This is a genomic window from Streptococcus sp. HMSC10E12 (assembly GCF_001807855.1).
Taxonomy (GTDB): domain Bacteria; phylum Bacillota; class Bacilli; order Lactobacillales; family Streptococcaceae; genus Streptococcus; species Streptococcus salivarius.
In genome coordinates this window covers 70,173-95,422 of sequence record NZ_KV791083.1, presented here as the reverse complement: position 1 = coordinate 95,422, position 25,250 = coordinate 70,173, and the positions used below count along the sequence as shown (strand labels likewise).

23 protein-coding genes are annotated in these 25,250 nt (G+C 36.0%); 22 read left to right on the top strand and 1 reads right to left on the bottom strand.

Features of this window, described 5'->3' with window-relative positions; genetic code table 11:
* Nucleotides 1–35: 35 nt before the first annotated feature.
* Complete coding sequence (locus HMPREF3112_RS01760; RefSeq protein WP_037601831.1) at nt 36–830, top strand: transporter substrate-binding domain-containing protein; 795 nt, start codon at nt 36–38, stop codon at nt 828–830.
* A gap of 193 nt (nt 831–1,023) precedes the next feature.
* Entirely contained in the window at nt 1,024–1,200 is a 177-nt protein-coding gene (gene rpsU, locus HMPREF3112_RS01755; protein WP_002884573.1) for a 30S ribosomal protein S21, read from the top strand.
* A gap of 158 nt (nt 1,201–1,358) precedes the next feature.
* Here rpsU and mscL read toward each other — a convergent pair whose 3' ends face one another.
* Nucleotides 1,359–1,739 (bottom strand): large conductance mechanosensitive channel protein MscL, encoded by a 381-nt coding sequence (mscL, locus tag HMPREF3112_RS01750; protein WP_037611854.1) that lies wholly within the window; start codon nt 1,737–1,739, stop codon nt 1,359–1,361.
* Nucleotides 1,740–1,901: 162 nt separating this feature from the next.
* On the opposite strand from mscL, the gene dnaG reads away from it, so the two are divergent.
* The 20 genes from dnaG to HMPREF3112_RS01650 all read left to right on the top strand — a co-directional run bounded on the left by dnaG (nt 1,902) and on the right by HMPREF3112_RS01650 (nt 25,249).
* Nucleotides 1,902–3,713 carry a DNA primase gene (gene dnaG, locus HMPREF3112_RS11220; RefSeq protein ID WP_002886808.1) on the top strand — a complete coding sequence of 604 codons (1,812 nt, stop codon included), beginning with the start codon at nt 1,902–1,904 and terminating at the stop codon, nt 3,711–3,713.
* Nucleotides 3,714–3,716: 3 nt separating this feature from the next.
* Entirely contained in the window at nt 3,717–4,826 is a 1,110-nt protein-coding gene (gene rpoD, locus HMPREF3112_RS11215; RefSeq protein WP_002884252.1) for an RNA polymerase sigma factor RpoD, read from the top strand.
* 53 nt (nt 4,827–4,879) lie between these two features.
* A complete protein-coding gene (locus HMPREF3112_RS01735) occupies nt 4,880–5,215 on the top strand; it encodes a metal-sulfur cluster assembly factor (protein WP_070438004.1) in 336 nt (111 codons plus the stop codon).
* Between the two features lie 10 nt (nt 5,216–5,225).
* A complete protein-coding gene (locus HMPREF3112_RS01730; protein ID WP_037611851.1) occupies nt 5,226–6,152 on the top strand; it encodes a glycosyltransferase family 2 protein in 927 nt (308 codons plus the stop codon).
* A complete protein-coding gene (locus HMPREF3112_RS01725; protein WP_227826977.1) occupies nt 6,130–7,464 on the top strand; it encodes a glycosyltransferase family protein in 1,335 nt (444 codons plus the stop codon). Before HMPREF3112_RS01730 ends, HMPREF3112_RS01725 begins: the two co-directional genes overlap by 23 nt.
* Nucleotides 7,465–7,538: 74 nt before the next feature.
* Entirely contained in the window at nt 7,539–8,390 is an 852-nt protein-coding gene (gene rfbD, locus HMPREF3112_RS01720; protein ID WP_002884247.1) for a dTDP-4-dehydrorhamnose reductase, read from the top strand.
* 74 nt (nt 8,391–8,464) lie between these two features.
* Nucleotides 8,465–9,160: a glycosyltransferase family 2 protein gene (locus HMPREF3112_RS01715; protein WP_175064142.1), complete on the top strand. Its 696-nt coding sequence runs from the start codon at nt 8,465–8,467 to the stop codon at nt 9,158–9,160.
* 5 nt (nt 9,161–9,165) lie between these two features.
* Nucleotides 9,166–9,498 carry a DUF2304 domain-containing protein gene (locus tag HMPREF3112_RS01710; protein ID WP_011227433.1) on the top strand — a complete coding sequence of 111 codons (333 nt, stop codon included), beginning with the start codon at nt 9,166–9,168 and terminating at the stop codon, nt 9,496–9,498.
* Entirely contained in the window at nt 9,499–10,281 is a 783-nt protein-coding gene (locus HMPREF3112_RS01705) for a glycosyltransferase family A protein (RefSeq protein WP_070437706.1), read from the top strand.
* Between the two features lie 142 nt (nt 10,282–10,423).
* Nucleotides 10,424–11,677, top strand: coding sequence for a lipopolysaccharide biosynthesis protein (locus HMPREF3112_RS01700; protein ID WP_070437703.1), 1,254 nt, complete (start codon nt 10,424–10,426; stop codon nt 11,675–11,677).
* Between the two features lies 1 nt (nt 11,678).
* Nucleotides 11,679–12,662: a glycosyltransferase family 2 protein gene (locus HMPREF3112_RS01695; protein WP_070437700.1), complete on the top strand. Its 984-nt coding sequence runs from the start codon at nt 11,679–11,681 to the stop codon at nt 12,660–12,662.
* A 25-nt stretch (nt 12,663–12,687) separates the two neighbouring features.
* Nucleotides 12,688–13,647: a glycosyltransferase family 2 protein gene (locus tag HMPREF3112_RS01690; RefSeq protein ID WP_070437697.1), complete on the top strand. Its 960-nt coding sequence runs from the start codon at nt 12,688–12,690 to the stop codon at nt 13,645–13,647.
* 202 nt (nt 13,648–13,849) lie between these two features.
* The gene (locus HMPREF3112_RS01685) at nt 13,850–16,801 is read left to right on the top strand and encodes a rhamnan synthesis F family protein (protein WP_070437694.1); all 2,952 of its coding nucleotides are present in this window, start codon (nt 13,850–13,852) and stop codon (nt 16,799–16,801) included.
* Nucleotides 16,788–18,095, top strand: coding sequence for a DUF2142 domain-containing protein (locus HMPREF3112_RS01680; protein WP_070437691.1), 1,308 nt, complete (start codon nt 16,788–16,790; stop codon nt 18,093–18,095). The genes HMPREF3112_RS01685 and HMPREF3112_RS01680 overlap by 14 nt, the downstream gene beginning before the upstream one ends.
* Before the next feature lie 3 nt (nt 18,096–18,098).
* Nucleotides 18,099–19,346, top strand: coding sequence for a glycosyltransferase family 4 protein (locus HMPREF3112_RS01675; protein WP_070437688.1), 1,248 nt, complete (start codon nt 18,099–18,101; stop codon nt 19,344–19,346).
* Nucleotides 19,347–19,512: 166 nt separating this feature from the next.
* Nucleotides 19,513–20,661: a beta 1-4 rhamnosyltransferase Cps2T gene (gene cps2T, locus HMPREF3112_RS01670; protein WP_070437685.1), complete on the top strand. Its 1,149-nt coding sequence runs from the start codon at nt 19,513–19,515 to the stop codon at nt 20,659–20,661.
* Nucleotides 20,658–21,596 (top strand): glycosyltransferase family 2 protein, encoded by a 939-nt coding sequence (locus tag HMPREF3112_RS01665; protein WP_070437682.1) that lies wholly within the window; start codon nt 20,658–20,660, stop codon nt 21,594–21,596. The genes cps2T and HMPREF3112_RS01665 overlap by 4 nt, the downstream gene beginning before the upstream one ends.
* A complete protein-coding gene (locus tag HMPREF3112_RS01660; protein WP_049554133.1) occupies nt 21,597–22,403 on the top strand; it encodes an ABC transporter permease in 807 nt (268 codons plus the stop codon).
* Complete coding sequence (locus tag HMPREF3112_RS01655; protein ID WP_022496742.1) at nt 22,403–23,605, top strand: ABC transporter ATP-binding protein; 1,203 nt, start codon at nt 22,403–22,405, stop codon at nt 23,603–23,605. The genes HMPREF3112_RS01660 and HMPREF3112_RS01655 overlap by 1 nt, the downstream gene beginning before the upstream one ends.
* A complete protein-coding gene (locus HMPREF3112_RS01650; RefSeq protein WP_070437679.1) occupies nt 23,606–25,249 on the top strand; it encodes a rhamnan synthesis F family protein in 1,644 nt (547 codons plus the stop codon).
* Nucleotide 25,250: the final 1 nt, after the last annotated feature.

Genomic DNA, 25,250 nt, shown 5'->3' with positions numbered 1-25,250 from the left:
GAAAAATTATATTTATACAGGAGTTTCTTATGAAAATGAAAAAACTTTTCCTTGGGGCTATGGCTCTCCTTGCTACTGTGACTTTAGTAGCTTGTGGGTCAAAAAAGGATGCTTACTTATCCATTAAAGAAAATAAAAAACTTGTCGTGGCTGTCAGCCCAGACTATGCTCCATTTGAGTTCAAAACTTTGGTAGATGGTAAAGACCAAGTAGTTGGTTCAGATATCAAGTTGGCACAAGCTATCGCTGATGAACTCGGTGTTAAGCTTGAAGTTACAACAATGAGCTTTGACAATGTCCTTTCTAGCCTTCAATCAGGTAAGGCTGATCTTGCTATTTCAGGTATCTCAGTAACAGACGAACGTAAGAAAACCTTTGATTTCTCATATCCTTACTACGAAACACAAAATGCTATCATCGTTCGCAAAGATCAAGAGTCTACTTACTCAAGTCTTGATGCTTTCAAAGGTAAGAAAGTAGCAGTTCAAAAAGGTACCATTGAAGAAGGCCTTGCTAAGAAACAATTGAAAGATTCAACAGTCGTATCACTTACAGCAATGGGTGAGGCGATTAACGAGGTGAAATCTGGCCAAGTTGATGCTGTTGACCTTGAAAAACCAGTAGCAGAAGGTTACGTGGCACAAAATTCAGATTTGGCTTTGGCAAGCGTTGCCCTCAAAGTTGATGATGGCGATGCAAAAGCAGTCGCTATGGCTAAAGGCAACGAAAGATTGAAAGAAGTAGTCAACAAAGTCGTCAAGAAATTGAAAGCAGATGGTACTTACGACGAGTACATCAAGGATGCTTCTAAATACACAGCAGTTGAATAAATCAGTAGCTAGGGGAGATGCCTCCTCTAGTTTTTGTATAGGAAAAAACTTGGATAGTTTTAGTAGACTTAGAAGTCAACTGTAATAGCAAAAATTCCTAAACTTAAAATATATTTCTTGACAGAAAAAGACGAGTCTTGTATACTTGAATAGAACGTGTAAAATGTTACATTATCTTGAGGAGGTGAATTCAATGTCAAAAACAGTAGTACGTAAAAACGAATCACTTGACGACGCTCTTCGTCGTTTCAAACGTTCTGTGACTAAAGCTGGTACTCTTCAAGAGGCTCGTAAACGTGAACATTACGAAAAACCTTCTGTAAAACGTAAACGTAAATCAGAGGCAGCTCGCAAACGTAAAAAATTCTAATTAAGAATGAAATTAACAGAAAAAAACTTGAGTCTTCTCAAGTTTTTTTCTTTTCATCGAATAAACAAGTCAGTTAGTAGTTCTGAGATACAAAAAATAAGACGACTGAGATTTCAGACGTCTTGAGTTTCATATGTCTTTAGTTGAACAAATAAAAATTATTTGTTTGCAAGAAGATCGCGGATTTCAGCAAGCAATTCTTCTTGTGATGGACCTGCTGCTTCAGCAGCATCCTCAGCTTCTTTTTTGCTAAGAGCTGTTGCTTTGCTAGCAGCTTTAACAACGAAGAAGAGAGTAGTACCAACGATGATGAAGTTGATAACTGCGCTCAAGAAGCTACCGTATGCGATACCGTTCCATGACAATTTAGAGAGGTTTTCAACGTTAGCAGCCTTAACAACTGGGTTAAGGATAAGTGGAGTGATGATATCACTTACAAGTGAAGTGATGATAGCGTTGAAAGCAGCCCCCATAACAACGGCTACAGCAAGATCAAGGACGTTACCCTTGAACAAAAAGTCTTTAAGTTCTTTAATCATTTTGACAATGAATCCTTTCTTTTATTTACTTTTAATAGTTTATCTGATTTTGTAAATCTTGACAAGGTATTTGCTCATGAAAAATCAATTTTATTTTACTTTCATTTTTCATCGTGTTATAATTAGGGGTAATGCAATTATGGTAAGATAGGGGGCGATTAGATGGTGATTGATAAAGCTTTAATAGAAGATATTAAGAGCAGTACCAACATCGTCGACGTGATTGGCGAAGTTGTCAGTCTTAATCGTGCAGGTCGCAATTACCTGGGTCTCTGCCCCTTCCATAAGGAGAAAACCCCCTCATTTAATGTTATTGAGGACAGACAGTTTTACCATTGTTTTGGTTGTGGAAAGTCTGGGGATGTCTTCAAATTTTTAGAGGAATACCGTCAGATTTCTTTCCAAGAAAGTGTCAAGGTTCTGGCAGACCGCTTAGGTATTGCAGTTACGATAGACGCACCAAGACAGGCTCAGCAGCAGAATTCTCCTAATCAAGCCTTCTATGATCTTCATGAGGATGCGCTTAAGTTTTATCACGCTGTTCTGATGACGACCAAGATAGGAGAAGCAGCACGTGCCTACCTCTATGAGCGTGGTATGACTGACGATTTACTTAAGACCTTCCAGATTGGTCTAGCCCCTGACGAACCAGATTATCTCTATCAGTCTGTATCAAAAAAATATGATGAAGAGGTGCTGACAGAATCAGGTCTTTTTAATCTTTCTGAAAGTAATCGTCTTTTCGATACTTTTAAAAATCGAATCATGTTTCCGCTTAAAAATGAGTTTGGAAAGACTATCGGTTTTTCAGGGCGTGTTTGGACTAAGGACGATATTGAAAAAGGACAAGCCAAGTACAAAAATACAAGGGCTACCCGTATTTTCAATAAGTCCTATGAACTCTACCACCTGGATCAGGCTAAACCAGTGATACAGAAAACCCATGAGGTCTATCTGATGGAAGGGTTCATGGATGTTATTGCTGCCTATAGAGCTGGGCATGTTAATGCTGTGGCTTCTATGGGGACGGCTTTGACCCCTGAGCATGTCAATCGTCTTCGTAAGTTAACCAAGAAAATTGTTCTGACCTATGATGGTGATAAGGCTGGGCAAAATGCAATCGCCAAGTCTCTTGAGCTTTTATCGGATTTTCAAGTCGATATTGTTAAAATTCCAGACAATATGGACCCTGATGAATATCTACAGAAAACATCCGAAGAGGCTTTGGGGAAACTTTTGGTCGAGTCCCGCATTTCAGATGTGGAATTTTGGATAGGACAGCTAAAACCTGCTAATGTAGACAATCTTCAAGCAGAAATTGCCTATGTTGAGCAGATTGCTAAGATTATTGCCAAGTCACCTTCTGTGACGGCACAAAATTCCTACATTTCTAAGGTGGCCGACCTTTTGCCTGACTTTGATTTTTTCCAAGTCGAGCAAGCGGTTAATAATGAACGGTTGACCATGAGGAATCAGCAGACGGCTCAATTATCGGCTGCTAGTAATAGTGCTTATGAGTCTTCAGCGTCAGGATTTAGAGGGACGGTCAAACTACCTTCCACACCGAAGATTACAGGTCTTCGTCGAGCGGAAAATCAACTCTTCCATCGTATGCTTAATCATCCTATGATTTTAAATGACTATCGCATGAGAGAGGAGTTTTTCTTCCAAACACCTGAGTTAGAGGAGCTTTATCATATTCTGAAACAGGATGGTCAGATTGATACCGTAGCTTTGTCTCTACTTTCTCAAGAGGTGCAAACAGCCTATTATCAGGTTTTAGAGGAGATTTTACCACCTGAAACTAGTCTTGAAGAAGTTCAGGCTATCGAAGAGCGTAGAAATCATTTTTTGAGGGAACAGGACTTTCGTAAGCAAAGTAAACAAATAAGAGAATCAAGTAACCACGGTGATGTGGATGCAGCGGTGGAAGCCCTGCAAATGCTCATCGCCCAAAAACGAGATATGGAGTAACACATGGCAAAGAAAAAACAAAATACAGCATTTAACGTTCAAGTCGCTGATTTCATTCGTAACCACAAAAAAGCTGGTACAGCAATTGATGATGAAGTCACAGAAAAACTAGTTATCCCATTTGTTCTTGATGCTGATGGGATTGATGACCTTTTGGAACGTTTGACAGACGGTGGTATCTCTATCACTGATAAGGACGGAAATCCTTCATCTAAATATGTTGTTGAAGCCCCAAAACCAGAAGAATTGACAGACGAGGAGCTTCTTGGTTCAAACTCAGCTAAGGTCAATGACCCTGTTCGTATGTACCTCAAAGAGATTGGGGTAGTGCCTCTCTTGAGTAACGAAGAGGAAAAAGAATTGGCTATCGCTGTTGAAAATGGTGACTTGGAAGCTAAACAACGTTTGGCAGAAGCCAACCTTCGTTTGGTAGTCTCAATCGCTAAACGTTATGTGGGACGTGGTATGCAGTTCTTGGACTTGATTCAAGAAGGTAACATGGGGCTTATGAAAGCCGTTGATAAATTTGACTACTCTAAAGGTTTCAAATTCTCAACTTATGCGACATGGTGGATCCGTCAAGCAATCACTCGTGCTATCGCAGACCAAGCACGTACCATCCGTATCCCAGTTCACATGGTTGAAACTATTAATAAATTGGTGCGTGAGCAACGTAACCTCTTGCAAGAGTTGGGACAAGACCCAACACCTGAGCAAATCGCTGAACGTATGGATATGACTCCGGATAAGGTTCGTGAAATCCTTAAGATTGCTCAAGAGCCAGTTTCTCTAGAAACACCTATCGGTGAAGAAGATGATAGCCATTTGGGTGACTTTATCGAGGATGAAGTTATTGAAAATCCAGTAGATTACACAACTCGTGTAGTTCTTCGTGAACAATTGGATGAAGTGCTTGATACCCTTACAGACCGCGAAGAGAATGTTCTTCGTCTCCGTTTCGGTCTTGACGATGGGAAGATGCGTACTTTGGAAGATGTTGGTAAAGTCTTCAACGTCACTCGCGAACGTATTCGTCAGATTGAAGCTAAAGCCCTTCGTAAATTGCGCCACCCAAGCCGTAGTAAACAACTTAAAGACTTTATTGAAGACTAATATAGTAAATGGAAGGGGCCTGATTGTTAGGCCCTGATTTTGGAGGAAAAGCTATGTCTGAAGCAACCTACACTGAAGCAGAAATTGAAAAAATCAAAGACCGTATCTTGGAAGCCTTGGAAATGGTTATTGACCCAGAATTGGGAATTGATATTGTCAACCTTGGCCTTATTTATGATATCCGTTTCCAGCAAGATGGCTATACTGAAATTGATATGACCTTGACGACTATGGGATGCCCACTGGCAGACCTTTTGACAGACCAAATTTATGACGCTATGAAAGAAGTGCCAGAAGTCACTAAGACAGAGGTTAAACTGGTCTGGACACCAGCATGGACTATCGAAAAGATGAGCCGTTATGCTCGTATCGCCCTAGGTATTCGTTAGGAGAAATCTTATGAAAACACTGGCTATCGTTGTTCCTTGTTATAACGAGGAAGAGACTATTCATCCTTTTTTAGAGGCTTGTCAGGCAGTTGAGCGACAAATGGCCAATCAGCTGGCTTTCAACTATTACTTTGTCAATGACGGTTCAAAAGATCGCACCTTGGAAGTTTTGAGACAGGTTTCAAAGCAATTTGAAAATGTTCACTATCTCTCTTTCTCTCGTAATTTTGGGAAGGAAGCAGGCTTACTTGCAGGACTTGAAGCTGCCCAAGGTGACTACGTCACAGTTATGGATGCCGATCTTCAAGATCCCCCTGAACTGCTCATCGAGATGTATGCCAAAATACAAGAAGGCTACGACGTTGTTGGGACACGGCGTGCAGACCGCAAGGGTGAGCCACCTATTCGTTCACTCTTTGCTAAGGCCTTCTATTGGTTGATTAATAAAGTTTCTGATACTGAAATGGTGGATGGGGCACGTGATTTCCGCTTGATGACTCGTCAAGTCGTTGATGCCATCCTTGAGCTCAAGGAAGTCAATCGCTTTTCAAAAGGCCTCTTTTCTTGGGTCGGCTTTGACGTGGCCTATGTCTCTTATGAAAATCGTGAACGTGTGGCGGGAGAGACTTCATGGTCTTTCTGGAGCCTATTGAGTTACTCACTTGATGGCTTTATCAACTTCTCAGAAGTACCCTTGAAGCTTGCCACATGGGCGGGAACCTTCTCATTCTTAATCTCCTTGGTTGGAATTCTCTTTGTTGTTATCCGAAAACTAACTATAGGTGGGAGTGTTGCAGGCTGGGCAAGCCTTGTCTCAATCATCCTCTTTATCGGAGGAATCCAACTCTTAGCCTTGGGAATCATCGGGAACTATATTTCAAAGATTTTCCTAGAAACCAAGAAACGACCGGTGTATGTTATTAAAGAAAAAGGGTGAAGGAATGAGTGAAAAAAAGAAAACAATTAACGCCTTTATGTTAATTGTTCTTTTGTTTGGCCTAATATCATTGTTTGCCTCTTATCCTCTTTCAAATGGGGATGAAGGATTCCATATGGCAAAAAGTTATTCTATGTTTTCTGCGACATCTCCTAGGGAGACCTCGGAAAAAAGATTAAGAGAGATTGAACTTACTGCCATTAGTCAACCTAAAGAAATTTCTGTAAGAAAATTTTACGGTGAAAAGATTAAAAGTGTTGCAAATGATGGGATTAAATTTAATGTTTTAACCGATCAAAATCTAACATCAAAAATAGATGTTGGACATTTTATCCCTGCAATTGGTATCCTCATAGGAAGGCTAATTTATCCAAGTTATGGTGTAATGCTATTTTCTGCTAGATTATTTAATTTAATCTTCTTTTTGGGAGGGATGTATCTAATTTTTAGAAGAGCCAAGTTTGATCATCTGATTTTCTTGATGATATTTACTGTTCCATTTATGCAGAAAATAGCTAGTCCATCATATGATATCTTGGCGTTTCTTGCTGTAGCAGCCTTTGGGACAAACTTCTTATATTTGAGTCAGTTAAAAAAAGTATCAGATGTAAGGAAAGAAGATGTTGTTTATACAGTAATGACTATAGCATTGATTCTGTTAACAAAACTTAACTATATTTTTGCTTTACCAGTATTATTGGGTGTTCCAATAATATATAATCCTATATTATCAGCACTTAAATGTTGTTCGAGAATAATAAAACTATCATTAGCAATTGTAACTAGTTTATTATTCTTAACAGTTGTTTTATTTGTCCACAGAGTCTATAATATTCCCGATTTGATAAAAGTATTTTTCAATAATTACTTTAATGTTGCAACTATGGGTGGGAGGGGTGCAACATTATTCTCTGTAGTTCAGGATAATCTTCCGGAGATAGTGAATATCTGTTGGATTGTTTGTTTAGTATTAGTAATGATGTCAACCCAAAAGAGTGGTTATAGATTACCTACTGCTCTAGCTGGTCTAATAGTTTATCTATTAAATTGGTTTGGTATATTTTTAGGATTTTATAGCTCACATCCTGAACATTTTTCTTTTGATGATCTAACAGGTAGATATTTACATGCATACATTATTTTTCTTATACCATTGATGTCCTGGTTAGGAATGAAAATGAATTTTAAAATATCGCCAAAAGCTAAGTATTATATTGCTATTTTTTCAACATCCAGTGTTTTAATATTATATTTAATTACAATTGTCTATAGAGGATTTATCTTAGGGATTACACCTGCGTGGAAAAACTAAGGATGAAAGCAGATTTTTTCTGCTTTTTTTGTTAAAATGAAACTGACATTATTGGAAACTACAAGGAGAAAAATATGATTCTAGTAACAGGTGCAAATGGTCAACTTGGAACTGAGCTTCGTCACCTTCTTGATGAACGTAACGAAGAATATGTAGCAGTAGATGTGGCAGAAATGGACATCACTGATGCTGCCAAAGTAGATGAAGTTTTTGCGGAAGTAAAACCAACCTTGGTTTATCACTGTGCTGCTTACACAGCTGTTGATGCTGCTGAAGATGAAGGTAAAGAGCTTGACTATGCTATCAACGTGACAGGTACTGAAAATGTCGCTAAGGCTGCTGAAAAACATGGTGCAACGCTAGTTTATATTTCAACAGACTACGTTTTTGATGGTGAAAAACCAGTCGGTCAAGAGTGGGAAGTTGATGACAAACCAGATCCACAGACAGAGTACGGTCGCACAAAACGTATGGGTGAAGAACTAGTTGAAAAACATGTGACTAACTACTACATTATCCGTACTGCGTGGGTATTCGGTAACTATGGTAAGAACTTTGTCTTCACTATGCAAAACCTTGCTAAGACTCACAAGACACTTACAGTTGTTAATGACCAACACGGTCGTCCAACTTGGACACGTACTTTGGCAGAGTTTATGACTTATTTGGCTGAAAACCGTAAGGAATATGGTTACTATCACTTGTCAAATGATGCAGCAGAAGACACAACTTGGTATGACTTTGCGGTTGAAATTCTCAAAGATACTGATGTTGAAGTGAAACCTGTTGATTCAAGCCAATTCCCAGCTAAAGCTAAACGCCCACTTAACTCAACAATGAGTTTGGCTAAGGCTAAGGCTACAGGATTTGTCATTCCAACATGGCAAGATGCTTTGAAAGAGTTTTACAAACAAGAAGTGAAATAAGAATCAAGGTCAGTTAAATAGATTTGAATATATTTGACTGACCTTTTTAATAGAGTTTTCAGGAGAAACTACGTATAAAGATGTCAGATTTACTCATTATTATCCCAGCCTATAACGAAGAAGGCTCAATTGAAAATGTTGTTAACAACATCATTCAAAACTATCCTCAATATGACTACGTTATTATCAATGACGGTTCCCGTGATAAAACTTCACAAATTTGTCATGAGAATCATTACAATATTGTTGATTTGCCAGTGAATCTCGGTCTTGCTGGGGCTTTTCAAACAGGTTTAAGATATGCATATGAGCATGGTTATAATAAAGCGGTTCAATTTGATGCAGATGGTCAACATTTACCTGAATATATTCAAAGTTTGGAAGAGAAAATCAATGATGGCTTTGATCTAGTTATTGGTTCTCGATTTGTTACAGAGAAACGACCAAATTCTTTACGAATGTTAGGTAATATCTTAATTAGTTCAGCTATTAAACTTACCACAGGTAAGACAATTAAGGACCCAACTTCAGGAATGAGAATGTTCTCAGAAGATTTAATTAAAGAGTTTGCACTCAATATTAACTATGGTCCAGAGCCAGATACCGTTTCTTATCTCATCCGTAATGGTGTAAAAGTTGCGGAAGCGCAAGTTAGAATGGAAGATAGACAAGCGGGAGAAAGTTATTTGACCCTTTCTCGTTCTATCAAATATATGACACACATGTTTGTGTCAATCCTACTCATTCAAAACTTTAGAAAGAGAGGCTAGACTCCATGACTATTTGGTTTCAAATTGTTCTAATTTTTGTATCTCTAGCGACAGTTACCTTCATTCTTAGAGGGATTAGAAAATCTCAAGTACAAATCAACGATTCACTATTTTGGATTTTCTTCTCACTGGTATTACTTGTATTTAGTGTCTTTCCAAAATTAGCTGAGATCATTGCGAGAGCATTAGGAATTGTTTCGGCGGTAAACTTTATTTTCCTTTTTATCATTTTCCTTCTACTGATTAATCAATATCAATTAACAGTTCGCTTGTCTAAACTTGATACAAAGTTTAAAAACTTAGTTCAAACAATTGCCTTGAGAGGAAAAGATAAATAAATGAGTTTAAAAAATCAACATACATTTGTTATCTGTGCTTATGGAGATAGCCCATTCTTAGAGGAATGTATTTTATCATTAGTAAATCAAGAGTTGAAATCCCAGGTGATTTTGTATACGTCGACTCCTAGCGATTATATTGAAAAATTGTGCTTGAAATATAATATTCCTTACCACTCTAAAGTAGGAGGGGGAATAGGGAAAGATTGGAACAATGCACTTTCCTTCGTTAAAACGAAGTATGCTACCATTGCTCATCAAGACGATTACTATCTGCCTAATTACTCCCTAGAAATTATGGAGAAGGCAAGTAAAGTACCAGATTCTCTAATTATTTATTCTGATTACTTTGAGGAAAAAGATGGACAAAAAATTGCTAAAACAACAAATTTAAAAATTAAAACTTTCATGTTGAAAGGGATTAATATATTATCATCAAATAAAATATGGAGAAGACGAATTCTAGCATTTGGGAACGCTATATGTTGTCCTGCTGTGACCTATAATCTTGAGAAACTTAAAGGTTTTCAATTTGATGAGAATTTGAAAGGGAATCTAGATTGGATTGCTTGGTATAAAATTGGTAATATGAATGGTTCCTTTTCTTTTGTTCCGAAGGGGCTAATGTGTCATCGTATTCATCAAGAATCTGAGACTTCTAAAACAATTAGTGATAACACTCGTTCGAAAGAAGATTTAGAGACGTTTGAAATTTTCTGGCCTAAATGGATAGCTCGATTAATAATGAGGCAGTATGTAAAAGCACAAAAATCTAATGACTAATCAGTAAATATTTAACAGTAATATCTTAGGAGCGTACAACGCGATTTAAAGAGAGGTATTATATGTAATTATGTTTTCCATTCCTCTAAAAATCTTATGATATAATAAGTGGAATATTGTTAATCGAAAGAGAGTAAAGTACTTGAAAAATGTAACTCCCCAAAAAGTTTTTTTCTGGAATATACTTGGTAGTATGTCTTCCGCAGCTGTTTCCGTAATCCTTCTTTTTATTGTTACTCGTATTTTAGATAGTGCTTCAGCAGACATTTATAGTTTTGCATACGCTATTGCTAATTTGTTTGTAATTGTGGCTAGTTTTCAAGTAAGAGATTTTCAGGCGACAGATATCAAAGAAAAGTATTCATTTGATACTTATTTGATGGCTAGAATAGTTTCAAATATTTTAATGGTTCTACTCTTGATTGGTTATATCATTTTAAACCCTAATACACACGCAAATATAGGTATAATATTTTGGGCTTCTTTTTTCCGAGTGAGTGAAGCTCTATCAGACGTTTTTCAAGGGTTATTTCAACAAAGAGAACGATTAGATATTGCGGGTAAATCATTGTTTTTGAGAAATACAATTTCTACTGCTGTATTTGCACTAGTTCTTCTTATTTCTAGAAATCTCTTGTGGTCAGTAATATTACAAACAATAAGCTCATTTCTTTTTATTGCTTTATTTGATTATCCTAATTCAAGATTATTCCATACTTTAAACATCAGAAATGTAAAACTGTGTAAAATCATTAAAGTGTTTAAAGATTGTCTACCATTGTTTATTAATGCATTTCTATTGGTTTCAATATACAATCAACCCAAGTATGCTCTAAATGATATCTACAATAAGGGGTTAATTGAAAATGGTGTTCAAAGAGATTTTAGTATTTTATTTACGCCGATATTTGCAATGAATTTAATGATTATTTTTCTTAGACCAATGATTACACAACTTGCAGTGTTTCTTGAAGAAAGGAAAATTTCTCATTTCATTACATATAAAAATAATCTATTCCGAATTTTATTAGGTACATGTACACTTATCTATATAGTTGGAGCTTTCATTGCTATTCCAGCATTAGATATAGTTTATGGAACAGATTTGAAACAGTATCAAAGTAGCTTTTTAATTTTATTGATGGGTGGTGTTGCTAGTACCTTCTCAACTGTGTGTGATAATATTCTAACAGTATTTAGAAAACAACACTATTTAATCATTTCTTTTGTAGTTGGTTACTTGGTTTCAATAATGACTGCAAGAACTCTGGTATTGAAATATGAAATATTAGGTGCCTCACTATCATTTTTGTGTGCTATGATTTCATGGTTAATTGTATCGTTAGTAATTTATTTTATTACAAGTCCTTATACTATTTTTAGAAAGAAAAAATAATATGAAATTTTCAATTGTAGTAGCTGCTTATAATGTTGCAGATTACTTATCAGAGTGTATTACTAGCTTAGCAAATCAGAAATTTCAATCTTCAGACTATGAAATTCTTATTATTGATGATGGTTCTACAGATGGCGTGACAGGAGAACTTTGCGATAAGTTGGCTTCTAAATACAAAATGGTAAGGACAATTCATCAGGACAATGGGGGATTATCTGCGGCTAGAAATACTGGAATTAAACACTCTAAAGGTGAGTTTATACTTTTTGTTGATGGTGATGATTTTTGGAGCAATTTAGAATTCCTTGATAACTTATCTAGAAATATTGATACCTATAAAAGTGATGTAGTAATTTTTTCTTATGATAAGTATTATGGAAAAGATGAGAGTGTTAGAATTGATTTTAACTCTGTTCCTGAGTCAGGAAATATTGAAGAAAACGTTATTGACTTGGTTAGGAATAGTGTGTTAACGGCTCCAGCATGGAACAAATGTATCAGAAGAAATTTATTTGTTGAGGAAACTTTAGATTTTCCTGTTGGATTCTTATCAGAGGATTGCTTATATTGTTCATATCTTTTAAAATTAACTGCGAAATATTCTATTTTGAATATAGAATCTTATAAGTACAGGCAGAATCGAATTGGAAGTATTACTAATGTGGTTAAGGAAAAAAATGTATATGACATCTTAAAAAGTATAGATATAGGTTTAACGAATATTGGAGAATATAAGAATAATGTTCGTAAAGCGATAAATATTTACTTTGCAATTTCATATATCTCAGTCTTACCATATGTAAGTCAATATATTTCAAATTCTGAGATTATGTATCTGTTAAAAAAATACAAGTATCTTTTGAAATTTTCAAATGAGATAAAGAATAGGTCGTTTAATTTAACCGGTAAGATTACAAGAATATTAGGTCTAAGATTATCAATTATTCTATTACCAAAGCTATTGAGAATATATAAAACAATGTAATAGTAGAATTTTAAGAGGAGTATCAATGTCTAAACCAGCTATTTCAGTAATTATTCCGGTTTATAATGCACAAGAAGGACTTAGTCAGTGTATTGATTCACTTTTAGATCAAACATTTTCCGATTATGAAATTATTATTTTAAATGATGGCTCTACTGACAATTCTTTAGAAGTAATTCAAAACTATGCTTCAAAAAATGATAGTATTAGGGTTATAGATAAGGAAAATGAGGGTGTAGCTAAGACTAGAAATCGAGGCATAGTCCTTGCAAAGGGTGAATACATAGTCTTTATTGATAATGATGATTTTATTGCTCCAGATTACTTAGAGTGCTTTTATGAGGCGATAGAAAAGGAAAAATTAGATATTGTTATTGGTGGCTATAAACGAGTTAACAAAGACCATAAAATTCTTTTCCAACAAGATCTATCTCAGACTGATTGGTCAAAATATATAGTGGTGGCACCTTGGGCACGTATCTATCGCACTTCATTTTTAAAGGAAAATGATATTCAGTTTTTTGATTATCCAATTGGAGAAGATGTTATCTTTACTTTAACTGCCTATAATTTAACTGATAAAATAAAGGTAATTGATTACAATGGGTATAATTGGTTCTTTAATGAACGAAGTATTTCAAATACTTCGCAAAGAGGTTTTAACCCTAAAATTGATATAATTTATTTTTTAAGTTGTTTAAAAGATGTTGCAGGAGATTCTGAATATATAAAATATTATGTCAAACGATATTATATTTGGTATTTACTCTTTTCTGGGAAAGCTGCATCAAGTAAGCAATTTGTTGAACAACATAGGAGAATACAGGATTGGATTCGTAAAGAAAATTTTAGATCAAAATTAACACCATTTTCAAAATCAGTAAGGGGAGAGAGAATCCAGACTAAGATTTATGTTGTGATATTTAGGCTGATAGAACATTTGAAGTTGGTTACATTATTTTCAAAGTTCTATTGTAAAGGGTAGTATTTATCCTCACAAAGCAGAGTAATTCTGCTTTTTTTGTTACTCAATAGCAAGAGGACTTTTTCTTTTTTGTATAAACTATAGTATAATTAAGGTGGTATGCACTTTCAAAGATTACTACTTTAGTCAATCTTTGAAGCTTAGTAATATTAGTAATTTTCAGGTACTAATTGATATTTTGTTAAACAAAATGGATGGAAAAATGAATAATTTAATCTCAGTGGTTGTGACTTGTTACAATCATGAAAAGTATATTGAGCAGTGTCTGCGAAGTGTTTTTAATCAGACTTATACTAATATCGAATTAATCGTTTTGGATGATGGTTCGACGGATAGTTCAACTCAAATTATCCAAGAGGTTTTGAAGGATTCACCTTTTGAGACAAGATTTGAAACTCATGAAAACCTTGGGGTGGTAAATAATCGAAATTTAGGACTCGAGCTTATTAGAGGTGATTATTTGCTATTTGTAGATAGTGATAACTACCTCGATGCGGATTATGTGGAACAGTTGTGTAGTAAGTTGACGGAAACAAATGCTGACATCGTGTACTGTGATCTTTTTAACCCAGAAAAAGAAGAGTTCTATCTTAAAAGCCGTGAATTTGACTTAACTGCTTTCCTAAATGCTAGTTTTATTGATAATTGTTCCTTGATTCGTAGAAGTATTATTGGAAATACTCGTTATGATGAGAAGTTAAATCGTAAAAAGCTTGAAGATTATGACTTTTTATTGAACTTGATTATTAATAACGGTGCTAAAGCGGTATATCAACCAAGCACTAAGCTTAATTATCGTGTCTTTGAAACAGGGTCAATTTCTGGACGTGAGTCTGTTCGCTACCATTATGAAATCTATCTTGACATTCTTGAGAAGTATCTTGATAAGCTTCCTCATGAAGTTTACAAGGCAGTTTGTGATAACCTCATGGTTTTGGAAGAACGGTTAGATAGCTTGCTTAAACATCACGGTGATGTGACAGACTATGTCAATCGCTTGAAAAAAGAACGTGATCAACTTGAACGAAGAAAGTATACACAATCTAAGCGATTGAAGGATGCCCATAAAGAGATGGAGCTTATCCGAGGTTCACTGTCATATCGTTTGGGGAACGCTCTTATCACACCTATAAAGACAGCAGGAGTCATTGCTAAGAATCCAAAAGCTATTAAAAATTATTTGAGAGCTTTAAAAGTCAAATTGATACAGCTACGTCGTCGAATGACACCACTTAAGGTTCGTCAGTTACGACGTCTCAGAAATAGTCAACGTTCTGCCTTGTCATATAATGGTAAGAAAGCGTTGGTTTATGTTATTTTTGAGTCTGAAGCTCGTCTTCAAGAATACAAATTACGTTTCTTGCAAGCCTTGGCTCCATTGGTAGATGATGTTATTGTAGTTGTCAATGGACAGCTTCACGATGATGATATTAATACCCTTGAGACTTACGGTAGGGTTTTGACTCGTGATAACAAAGGATATGATACTGCAGCCTTTAGAGAAGGAATCTTTGCCTTTGGTAAAGATAAGCTTAAAGATTACGACCAGCTTCTCTTGGTGAATGATACTAATATTGGTCCGATGAGGGATTTGTCTCAAGTGTTCCAAGAAATGGCTGATAAGCAACTAGATTTCTGGGGGATTTCCTTTGGAGAAGAGCAAGAGGATGTTACTAAAGAGAATCCTTATGGCTACATTCCTAAGCATCTTCAGTCTTATTTCCTAGTTATTGAAAAGCTTATGCTAAACGATGATGACTTTTATGAGTACTGGACACATTTGACGGATACAGATTCTCGTGATAAGGCTATTGGTCGACATGAGACACGTTTTACCAAGCATTTTGCTGATTTGGGTTATCGTTTCGATGCGGTCGTGCAAGAATACGAAGATTCTGCCATGTATATCCATCCGCTTAAGATGCTCAAAGCAGGTAGTCCTTTGGTGAAATATACGGCTCTGAAAAATTATGATGAAGACCAGTTTTTGTGGCAAGGTCTGGATCGTGATTCAGAAGTCCCTGACTTGTTGGACTTTGTTGCAGAAAAAACTGATTATCCAGTGTCAATTCTGGAAGATATTGTGAATAAATTTAAGGCTGTTCCACGTGATCAATATATTCTATTGATTGATGGGGTTGAAAACATTATTCCGCAATGTACCCGTTACCGTGTCTTGAACAAGGCAGAACAATTACGCAAGCATGGCTTTGACGTCAAAGTTGTTAACCTATCTGATTTCCAATTATCGATGGCTCAAAATGCTAGTCACATCATTATCTACCGCTCACCAATCTCACCGGAACTTTTGCGTCTCTGTCATTTGGCTAAGGAATATGGAAAACCTGTTTTCTTTGATATTGATGATCTGGTTTTTGATACGGTTTATACAGACCAATTGAGTTATACGCAAGGACTTAATTCGGTTGAAAAAGGAAACTATGATGCTGGTGTTCGAAATTATGGCTATATGCTGGAAAACTGTGATGGTGCCATTACTTCGACTAACCAATTGCAGGAGGAGTTGTATAAGTACCAAAGTAAGGTTTTACTTAATCGCAACTTGGCTTCTGATGACTTAATCGCTATTAGTAGTCAATATATCAAAGATTACTCTCAAACATCTGATATTGTTAAGGTTGGCTATTTCTCTGGTTCAATTAGTCACAATGAAAATTTTGAATTGATTAAACCAGCTATTAAGCAACTGCTTACAAAATATAGCAATGTCCAATTACATATTGTCGGGATTCTGGATATCCCACAAGATATGAAGCCCTTTGAAAATCAAATTGTAACTCACGATTATGTGGACTGGGATAAATTGCCTGCCTTGATTAGTGAGGTTGATATTAACCTAGCACCGCTTGTAGATTCTATCTTTAACCGTGCGAAGTCAGAGATTAAGTGGATTGAAGCTGCCTTGGTGAAGGTACCAACAGTAGCAAGTAAGATAGGAGCTTTCTCAGATGCGGTTGTTGATGGTGAAACAGGATTGTTAGCTACTGATGACCAGTGGTTCGACAAGCTTGAAGCCTTGGTTTTATCTCCAGAATTAAGACAGAAAATTGCAGATGCTGCTTATCGGGCTGTTCTTGAAAACTGTACGTTAAGCAAGAAAGATGATATGGTGACTTATTTTGAACAGAATTAAACAGATAAAAGTTGAAAATTTATTTTTCATCTTAGCAACGATTTTTATTTTCTCATTTATGTTTGTATTTCCAATTAATCGTGTGCCGGACGAAACAAACCACGCGCGAATGACTTGGGAAACTTTCCATAAACCAACCGATACATCTTTTAAGTGGATGGATGAGATTCCAAGTAATGATAAGGTTAAGTTAGCGGAATATAAACAGATTTTTGCTCAAAAGATTGATATGAGTAAAGAACCTTTTCAATTTGGTGTGAGTTTAAAAACAATCTCCTTTATTCCACAGTTGATAGGGATGACGATTGGAAGTTGGATTAGTCCTACAGTTGGGATGATTATCTATATGGGGCGCATCTTTAATGCACTGGCCTATATACTAGGAATTTACTTTTTAATACGTTATTTCAAGTATGGGAAAACAGCCCTAATGTTTATTTCGCTGCTACCTATTATGGTTCAGCAAGCTTCGTCACTTTCTTATGATGTGATGAACTATTTGGAAGTGATGTTGGCTCTCGGTTTTATTACGAATCTTGCCTATTCTAAACGTTTTACCAATCGTAATTTTATACAGGTGATAGGTCTAGCGATTTTGCTTCTAGCAACCAAACCAAATAACGTTTTATTATTGGGATTGATTCCATTTGTACCGTTTGAGTTTGAAGGTGTCCTTGCCTTTCTAAATCGTCCAGTACAAGCCATAAAGACCTTTATTTCAAAATATAAAGCAGTCTTCTATCTTCTCTTTGTTGTAGGTGTCGTATTGGTTCTTCAATTCTTAATGAAGAATCAAGGTGGACTACGCCACTATGGTGAAGTTTTGCGTAATACGCTCTTTAATCCTGAGTTGAATGATAACTTGAATGGTATCTTGTCACTTGGAATGTTCGGTTATCTTGGTAATCTTACTTTACAAATGCCACTGTGGTTAATCTTTATTGATATCATCGTTCTTACAATTTTATTCTTATCAAGTAAGAAGGATTTCTTTACAAAAGACTTTGCTAATGCATCTTGGATTCTCTTCCTACTAGAGGTTTTAGCCGCTGTTACAGTAATGTATATGCAGTGGACACCAGTTGTTCTTGGTCAGGGAGCTAATATATCAGTTGGTGCTCAAGGACGTTATTTCACGCCATTTATCATTCTTTTGTTGCCGCTAGTCGCTAACACAGCTAAGATTGATTTATCTCGACAGAAAAGATTGAAGATAGCAACTCTGACTTTAATTGCCAATTTCTTAGTGGCTATGTATTTGATTCTTTTCCATTATTGGGGGGTATTTGCATAATTTATGACTAAAACAATATTATTTATTTCTCCGACAGGGACCCTGGATAATGGTGCCGAAATTTCGATAGTCAATCTTATGAAATTTCTTGTGGAAAAAGGTTATCGTGTGTTAAACGTTTTCCCTGATTACAAGGTGCCATCTCAAGAGGAGTATCAAGCAGAACTTCAGAAAGCAGGAATTGAGACCTATGGTCTTTCGGCTGTCAAATGGTGGTGGGAAGAAGCACCGGGTGGATCGCCAGCAAATCATTTTTTGCGAGTGAAATCTTATAATAAGAATGTCAAAGATATTCGAAATATTATTGTAGATAACAAGGTAGACCTTGTTATTAGTAATACAGTCAATGTTTTTCAAGGTGCACTTGCTGCAACTTTTGAGAATGTCAAACATTTTTGGTTGATTCATGAATTTCCTGAGGGGGAGTTCGGTTACTATAAAGAAAAAATTGACTTTATAGACAAGTTTTCTGATGAGATTTTTGCTGTAACAGGAGCGTTGACAGAGGATTTACAAAAGTATTTTCCAAATAGGAAGATTTATTCCTTTGCACCTTATACTCAAATTGAACCTAAAGAAGGGCTGGAAACTGAATCCAAGGACCACCATCGTATCGTTTCAGTTGGTCGCTTGACTCAGAGAAAGAATCAGCTTGAGTTGATTAAAGCTTTTCAAATGCTTAATCTAGCAGAAACCGAACTTGTATTTTTAGGTGCATGGGATGAGGATTATAAACAACTCTGTGATGATTATATTGTAGAGCATAATTTGAAAAATGTTTCATTTATGGGATATTTAGATGATCCTTGGTCAGAGATTACTGATAAGGATTTAGCTGTTTTCCCGTCGAGTATGGAGACGTTTGGTCTGGTTTATGTAGAGTCTGTTTTAAATGGCATTCCAACGATTTTATCAGATAATGCGGGACATAAATCAGCCTTCGAGTATATGAATGAGCAAGGTCATATCTACCCTTTGGGTGACTTGGATACCTTAACTAGCATGATTTCAGAGGTCCTTGGTGGATTTGACCAAGAGAAACTTGAAGCAGTAAAAGCTGTTCCAAGTTTGAAAGAGAGATACTCTCTGGAGAGTGTTTATGCTAATATTACTGAAAAACTTGAGGATGATGAATTGCGTTATAAGAAAGTAAATCAGAAAGATGTAGATTTTCTCAACAGCCGAAAAGCACTAACGAAGAGTGTGAAATCTGCTGTAAAAAAATTATTTCAGCTTAAAAAGATGAATTAAGGTAAAATCTCGTTATCTATGATTAAGAATGAAAAGGCCATTTTCGAAGGGCCTTTTTGCTTTACTCTTTCTGTCCAATCATGCAAAATACCTTCCAAAATGGTATAATAAAAGCTACTATGTATAATTCTGTGTATTTGAGAGATGTGACGAATGGAGGTAAACTTTGAAGGATATTTTTATCATAGGTAGTAGAGGTTTGCCTGCTCAATATGGTGGTTTCGAGACATTTGTTGAAAAATTGATTTCTTATAAGGTATCACCTGCTATACGTTATCACGTGGCTTGCTTATCTGACGAAAGCACTGGCAACCATTTTGACTATAAGGGTGCGGATTGTTTTACGGTCAATCCTCCAAAGCTAGGTCCCGCACGTGTCATAGCTTACGATATGATGGCTATCAATTATAGCTTGAAACTTATTAAAAAAGAGGGAATTCAATCCCCAATTTTCTATATTTTAGGAAATACCATTGGTGCCTTCATTGTTCATTTTGCCAAGAAAATTCAGTCCGTTGGTGGGATTTTGTTAGTCAATCCTGACGGTTTGGAATGGAAACGTGCTAAGTGGTCTAAACCTGTTCAAAGCTATCTCAAATACTCTGAAAAAGAGATGACAAAGTATGCGAACTTAATTATTTCTGATAACCGAGGTATTGAGACCTATATTCAAAATACCTATCCGTGGGCTAGAACGACTTTCATTGCTTATGGAACTGATTTATCTAAGACGACTTTGACTGCTGAGGATGCCCCCGTTCGAGATTGGTATCAGAAATGGCAGACTCAAGAAAAAGATTATTATTTGATACTGGGTCGATTTGTTCCTGAAAACAACTACGAAACTGCGATTCGTGAATTTATGAAGTCCTCTACAGAGCGTGATCTTGTTATCATCTGTAATCATGAAGGGAATGCTTACTTTGATGAACTACGACAGATAACAGGATTTGATAAAGATAAACGTGTGAAGTTTGTGGGGACTGTCTATGATCAGGACTTGCTTAAGTATATCCGTAACCAAGCCTTTGCTTATATTCATGGACATGAAGTAGGTGGAACGAATCCAGGCTTATTAGAGGCCTTGGCTCAAACGGACCTCAATCTTATCTATAATGTAGACTTTAATCATCAGGTTGCTCAGGAGACCGCCTTGTATTGGAATAAAGTGGATGGGAATTTGTCTAAGCTTATTGATTCTGTAGATGGTCAAGTGTCGTTTGAGGACTTGGGAGATGCTGCTAAAGCAAATATGAAAGAAAATTACACCTGGGAAAAAATCGTGGGTGAATACGAGGAGCTGTTTTTATCATGAAAGTAACTATTCTCATGTCCACTTATAATGGTGAGAACTTTCTAGCGGAGCAAATTGAAAGTATTCAGCAGCAAACTTATACTGATTGGACCTTGTTAATTCGTGATGATGGATCTAAAGATAAAACGAGAGAGATTATCAAACGTTTCGCTTTAGAAGATGATCGCATTACTTTTATCAATCCTGATCAAACTGAAAATTTAGGTGTAATAAAGAGTTTCTTTACGCTTTTGAAGTATCAAGAATCTGACTACTATCTTTTCTCGGACCAGGATGATACTTGGTTACCTGAGAAGCTATCTCTTCAGCTTGAGGAAGCGAGTAGATACCCATCTGATAAACCACTTTTGGTATACACGGATTTAAAGGTTGTGAACCAAGATTTAGAGGTGCTTCATGAGAGTATGATTCGTACTCAATCTGACCATGCTAATACTAAGTTGGTTCAAGAAATGACAGAAAACACCGTTACTGGCGGTGTGTCGCTAATTAATCATGCTCTAGCCGAATTATGGACTGGCGAGGAACCTAATGAGCTTCTGATGCATGACTGGTATTTAGGTTTGCTTGCTTCAGCATTTGGTGATCTGGTCTATATTGATCAGCCAACAGAGCTTTACCGTCAGCACGCAGATAATGTTTTGGGTGCTAGAACTCTTCGGAAACGTATGCAGAATTGGATTCGACCTCAGACTTTGTTCAACAAATATTGGAAGTTGATTAAGGCTAGTCAGAATCAGGCGGAAAATCTTCTTTCTTTGCCATTGAATACTGAAAATAGAGAGTTGGTTGAAAACTTTGTGACCATTATGGATCAAGGGTTAAGAGAGCGTTACCGTCGTTTGAAAACATATGGTTACCGTAAAAACAGGGCTTTTCATACTTTTGTGTTTACGAGCTTGATTTTGACAAAATTCATGTATAAGGAGGACTAAATGAATTTCTTTAGTCAAAAAAATAGGATTTTACTTAAGGAACTGATTAAAACGGATTTTAAATTGCGTTATCAAGGTTCTTTCATTGGTTATCTTTGGTCTATTTTGAAACCTTTGATGATGTTTACAATTATGTACCTTGTCTTTGTTCGTTTCTTGAGATTTGATGATGGGACACCACACTATGCAGTAGGCTTGCTTTTGGCTATGATTTTTTGGGGCTTCTTTACAGAGGCTACCAATATGGGGATGCTTTCCATTGTTTCACGAGGGGATCTCTTACGTAAACTTAACTTTCCGAAGCAAACAATCGTGATCTCATCCGTACTAGGAGCAGCGATTAATTTCTTGATTAACCTAGTGGTTGTTTTCGTATTTGCATTGATTAACCATGTTCCAATTGGTTTCAATACTTTGGTTATCATTCCTCTCTTCATTGAGGTGCTATTGATGGCAATGGGAGTTGCTTTTATTCTATCAGCACTCTTTGTTAAATACCGTGATATTGGTCCAGTTTGGGAAGTAGTACTTCAAGCAGGTATGTATGCAAGTCCAATTATCTACTCAATCACTTATCTTCTTCAAAGAAATCAAGAGTTTGTTGCAAAGATTATGATGCTTAATCCGATTGCTCAGATTTTACAGGATATGCGTCATTTTATCATTGACCCAGTTAATCCAAGAGGATGGGATATTATTAATAATAAATTGATTGCTTTTGTTCCTTATGCGATTCCTGTAGTGATTTTTATCATTGGTTTCCTTGTCTTTAATCGAAATGCTAAACGATTTGCGGAGATTCTATAATGTCAAATAATATTGCTGTAAAAGTAGATCATGTAAGTAAGTATTTTAAGTTACCAACTGAGGCGAGTCAGAGTTTGAGAACAACTTTAGTCAATCGCTTTAAAGGGATTAAAGGGTATACTGAACAACATGTCTTAAAAGATATTTCATTTGAAGTTGAAAAGGGTGATTTCTATGGAATTGTTGGACGTAATGGTTCTGGTAAATCAACACTTCTAAAAATTATTTCTGAGATTTATGTTCCAGAAAAAGGTAAGGTTACCATTGATGGTAAGTTGGTATCTTTCATTGAGCTTGGGGTTGGGTTTAATCCGGAATTAACTGGTCGTGAGAATGTCTATATGAATGGTGCCATGCTTGGTTTTTCAACAGAAGAAGTAGATGCCATGTATGATGACATTGTAGACTTTGCTGAACTTCATGATTTTATGAATCAAAAGTTGAAGAATTACTCAAGTGGTATGCAGGTTCGTCTGGCTTTCTCAGTTGCTATCAAGGCTCAGGGGGATATCCTTATTTTGGATGAAGTTTTAGCCGTAGGTGACGAGGCCTTCCAACGTAAGTGTAATGATTATTTCATGGAACGTAAGCAATCTGGAAAAACAACCATCTTAGTTACCCATGACATGTCAGCAGTTAAAAAATACTGTAATAAAGCAGTTCTGATTGAACATGGTTTGGTAAAAGTGGTTGGTGATCCAGACGAAGTTGCTAACCAATATAGTTTTGATAATGCTGCTGGTCAAAAGGTTTCAAACGACGACGTTGTTGTTGAAAATCCTAAAATCACAGATTTACAAGTAAAACTCTTGAATGACAATATTATCAGTCCTGACCAAGATATTTCATTTGAGATTTCATATGATGTCAATGAGGATATTGAGACCTATATTGCCTTTTCATTGACAGATATTGACCGTGGTATCTGGATCTACAATGATAATTCTATAGACAATAAGACGAGTGGTTCTGGAAGAAAAACACTTACTTACAAATGTAGTCTTTCCCATCTTAATAATATCAAGCTCAAGCTTCAGGTTTCTGTTCGAGATAAGGATGATCAGATGATTGCCTTTGCTGATTCGGAAAATTCACCAGTTATTCTTTTAAATCGAACTGATATTGAAGATGATGATAAGTCTGCTAAAGATTCTGCAACTGGTATGGTTCAGAGAAATGGAAAATGGGAGATTCAAGAATAAATGAAACGTCTCTTATTGTATGTTCATTATAATAAGTACGACGAATTAAGTGGTCATGTGCTCTACCAATTGGAGCAACTTCGACCACTTTTTTCTAAACTTATTGTGATTTCAAATAGTCAACTAACGGAATCGGCAACATTAACTCTCAAAGAGCTTGGCATAGATGAAGTTATCCAGAGAGAGAATTTGGGCTTTGATTTTGCAGCCTGGAGAGATGGTATGGCTCATATTGGATTCGAACATTTAACAGACTTCGATTCGGTTACACTCATGAATGATACTTGCTTTGGTCCTCTTTGGGATTTATCTAACATAGTTGAAGGATTTGAACAACGACAGAATGTTGATTTTTGGGGGATGACGAATTTTAGAAAGACCAAATATTTCGATGAGCATTTGCAAAGTTATTTTATATCTTTCAAAAAGCATGTTGTCGGTTCAGAATCCTTTCAACAATTTTGGACTTCTATAAAGACTTTTACCGATGTTCAAGATGTTATTGATAATTATGAAACTAGGGTTACTAGTGTTCTTCTTGAAGCTGGTTACCATTATGATGCTGTCTTTAATACTATTGATGCAGAGGCAGAAGACTTAATTCACCCTGATTTTTCTTACTATAGACCGATAAGTACACTTGAACATAAGGTACCGTTCATTAAACTAAAAGCATTTACTGACAATGAAAAAAAGGGAAGACTACTTTTAGACTATATTACTAAGCTATCGGCATATCCAGTAGCACTAATTAAGTCCCATCTTAACAGCTACCATTCGCCAGATAGCTTAGTCATTTTAGATGAGAAAATCATTGAACCTTCATTTCATTCGGTAAGTGGGAAAGACTATCATTCGGCTATCCATGTACATATTAGTGACCTTGAGAGACTAAAAGTTTTCTCTGATAAAAAGTTATCTACCTTTTATTATTTCACTTTATCAAGCCATTTGGATAAAAATATCGTTGAGAACACCTTATTAAATAGCTTTGATAAAGATAGATTTCAGCTAGTCTCTCAAAGATTTGATAATCATTACCATGCCTTAGTATCCTTGGCATCTCAGCTTAGCGAGTACGACTTTATTGGGCATTTTCACACAGAAGACTTTGGAAATGAGGGCAAACTTGTTGATGAAGCTACAAGACTTGCTTTAGTGGATATACTATTAGATGAGGAGAAAGTGGCATCAATCTTTGACCATTTTCCAGAGGTTGGTCTGGTTTTTGCTGATTTATCAAAAGAACTCTATTGGACAGATGCAATTGGTGCCTTAAATCAAGAACAGACAGTTAAACTAACTAACGAATGTCAAAAAGTAATCAATCATTCGCTTCATGTTTTTCAAGGTTCTATGTGGTTGTCAAAAGATTTTCTAGAAAAAATTATTCTTAAGGATAAGCAAGCTTTCTATGACTTTGATGAGGATACCCTTTCTTATCTTTTCTATCGAAAAGCCTGGGATCTAGGAATTGATTATCGTATTATTGCTTCAGGAAAAATATCTTTTGCAGAACGTTATAAGCTCCATCTTATTGAAATGTCACAGGTAGCAGAACCACTGACGTTAAAGAAAAAATTTTCAGCATATCGAAAAGCCTTGTTAAAGAAATTAGGTTTAAAAAAATCTTCAGCTGTTTAAC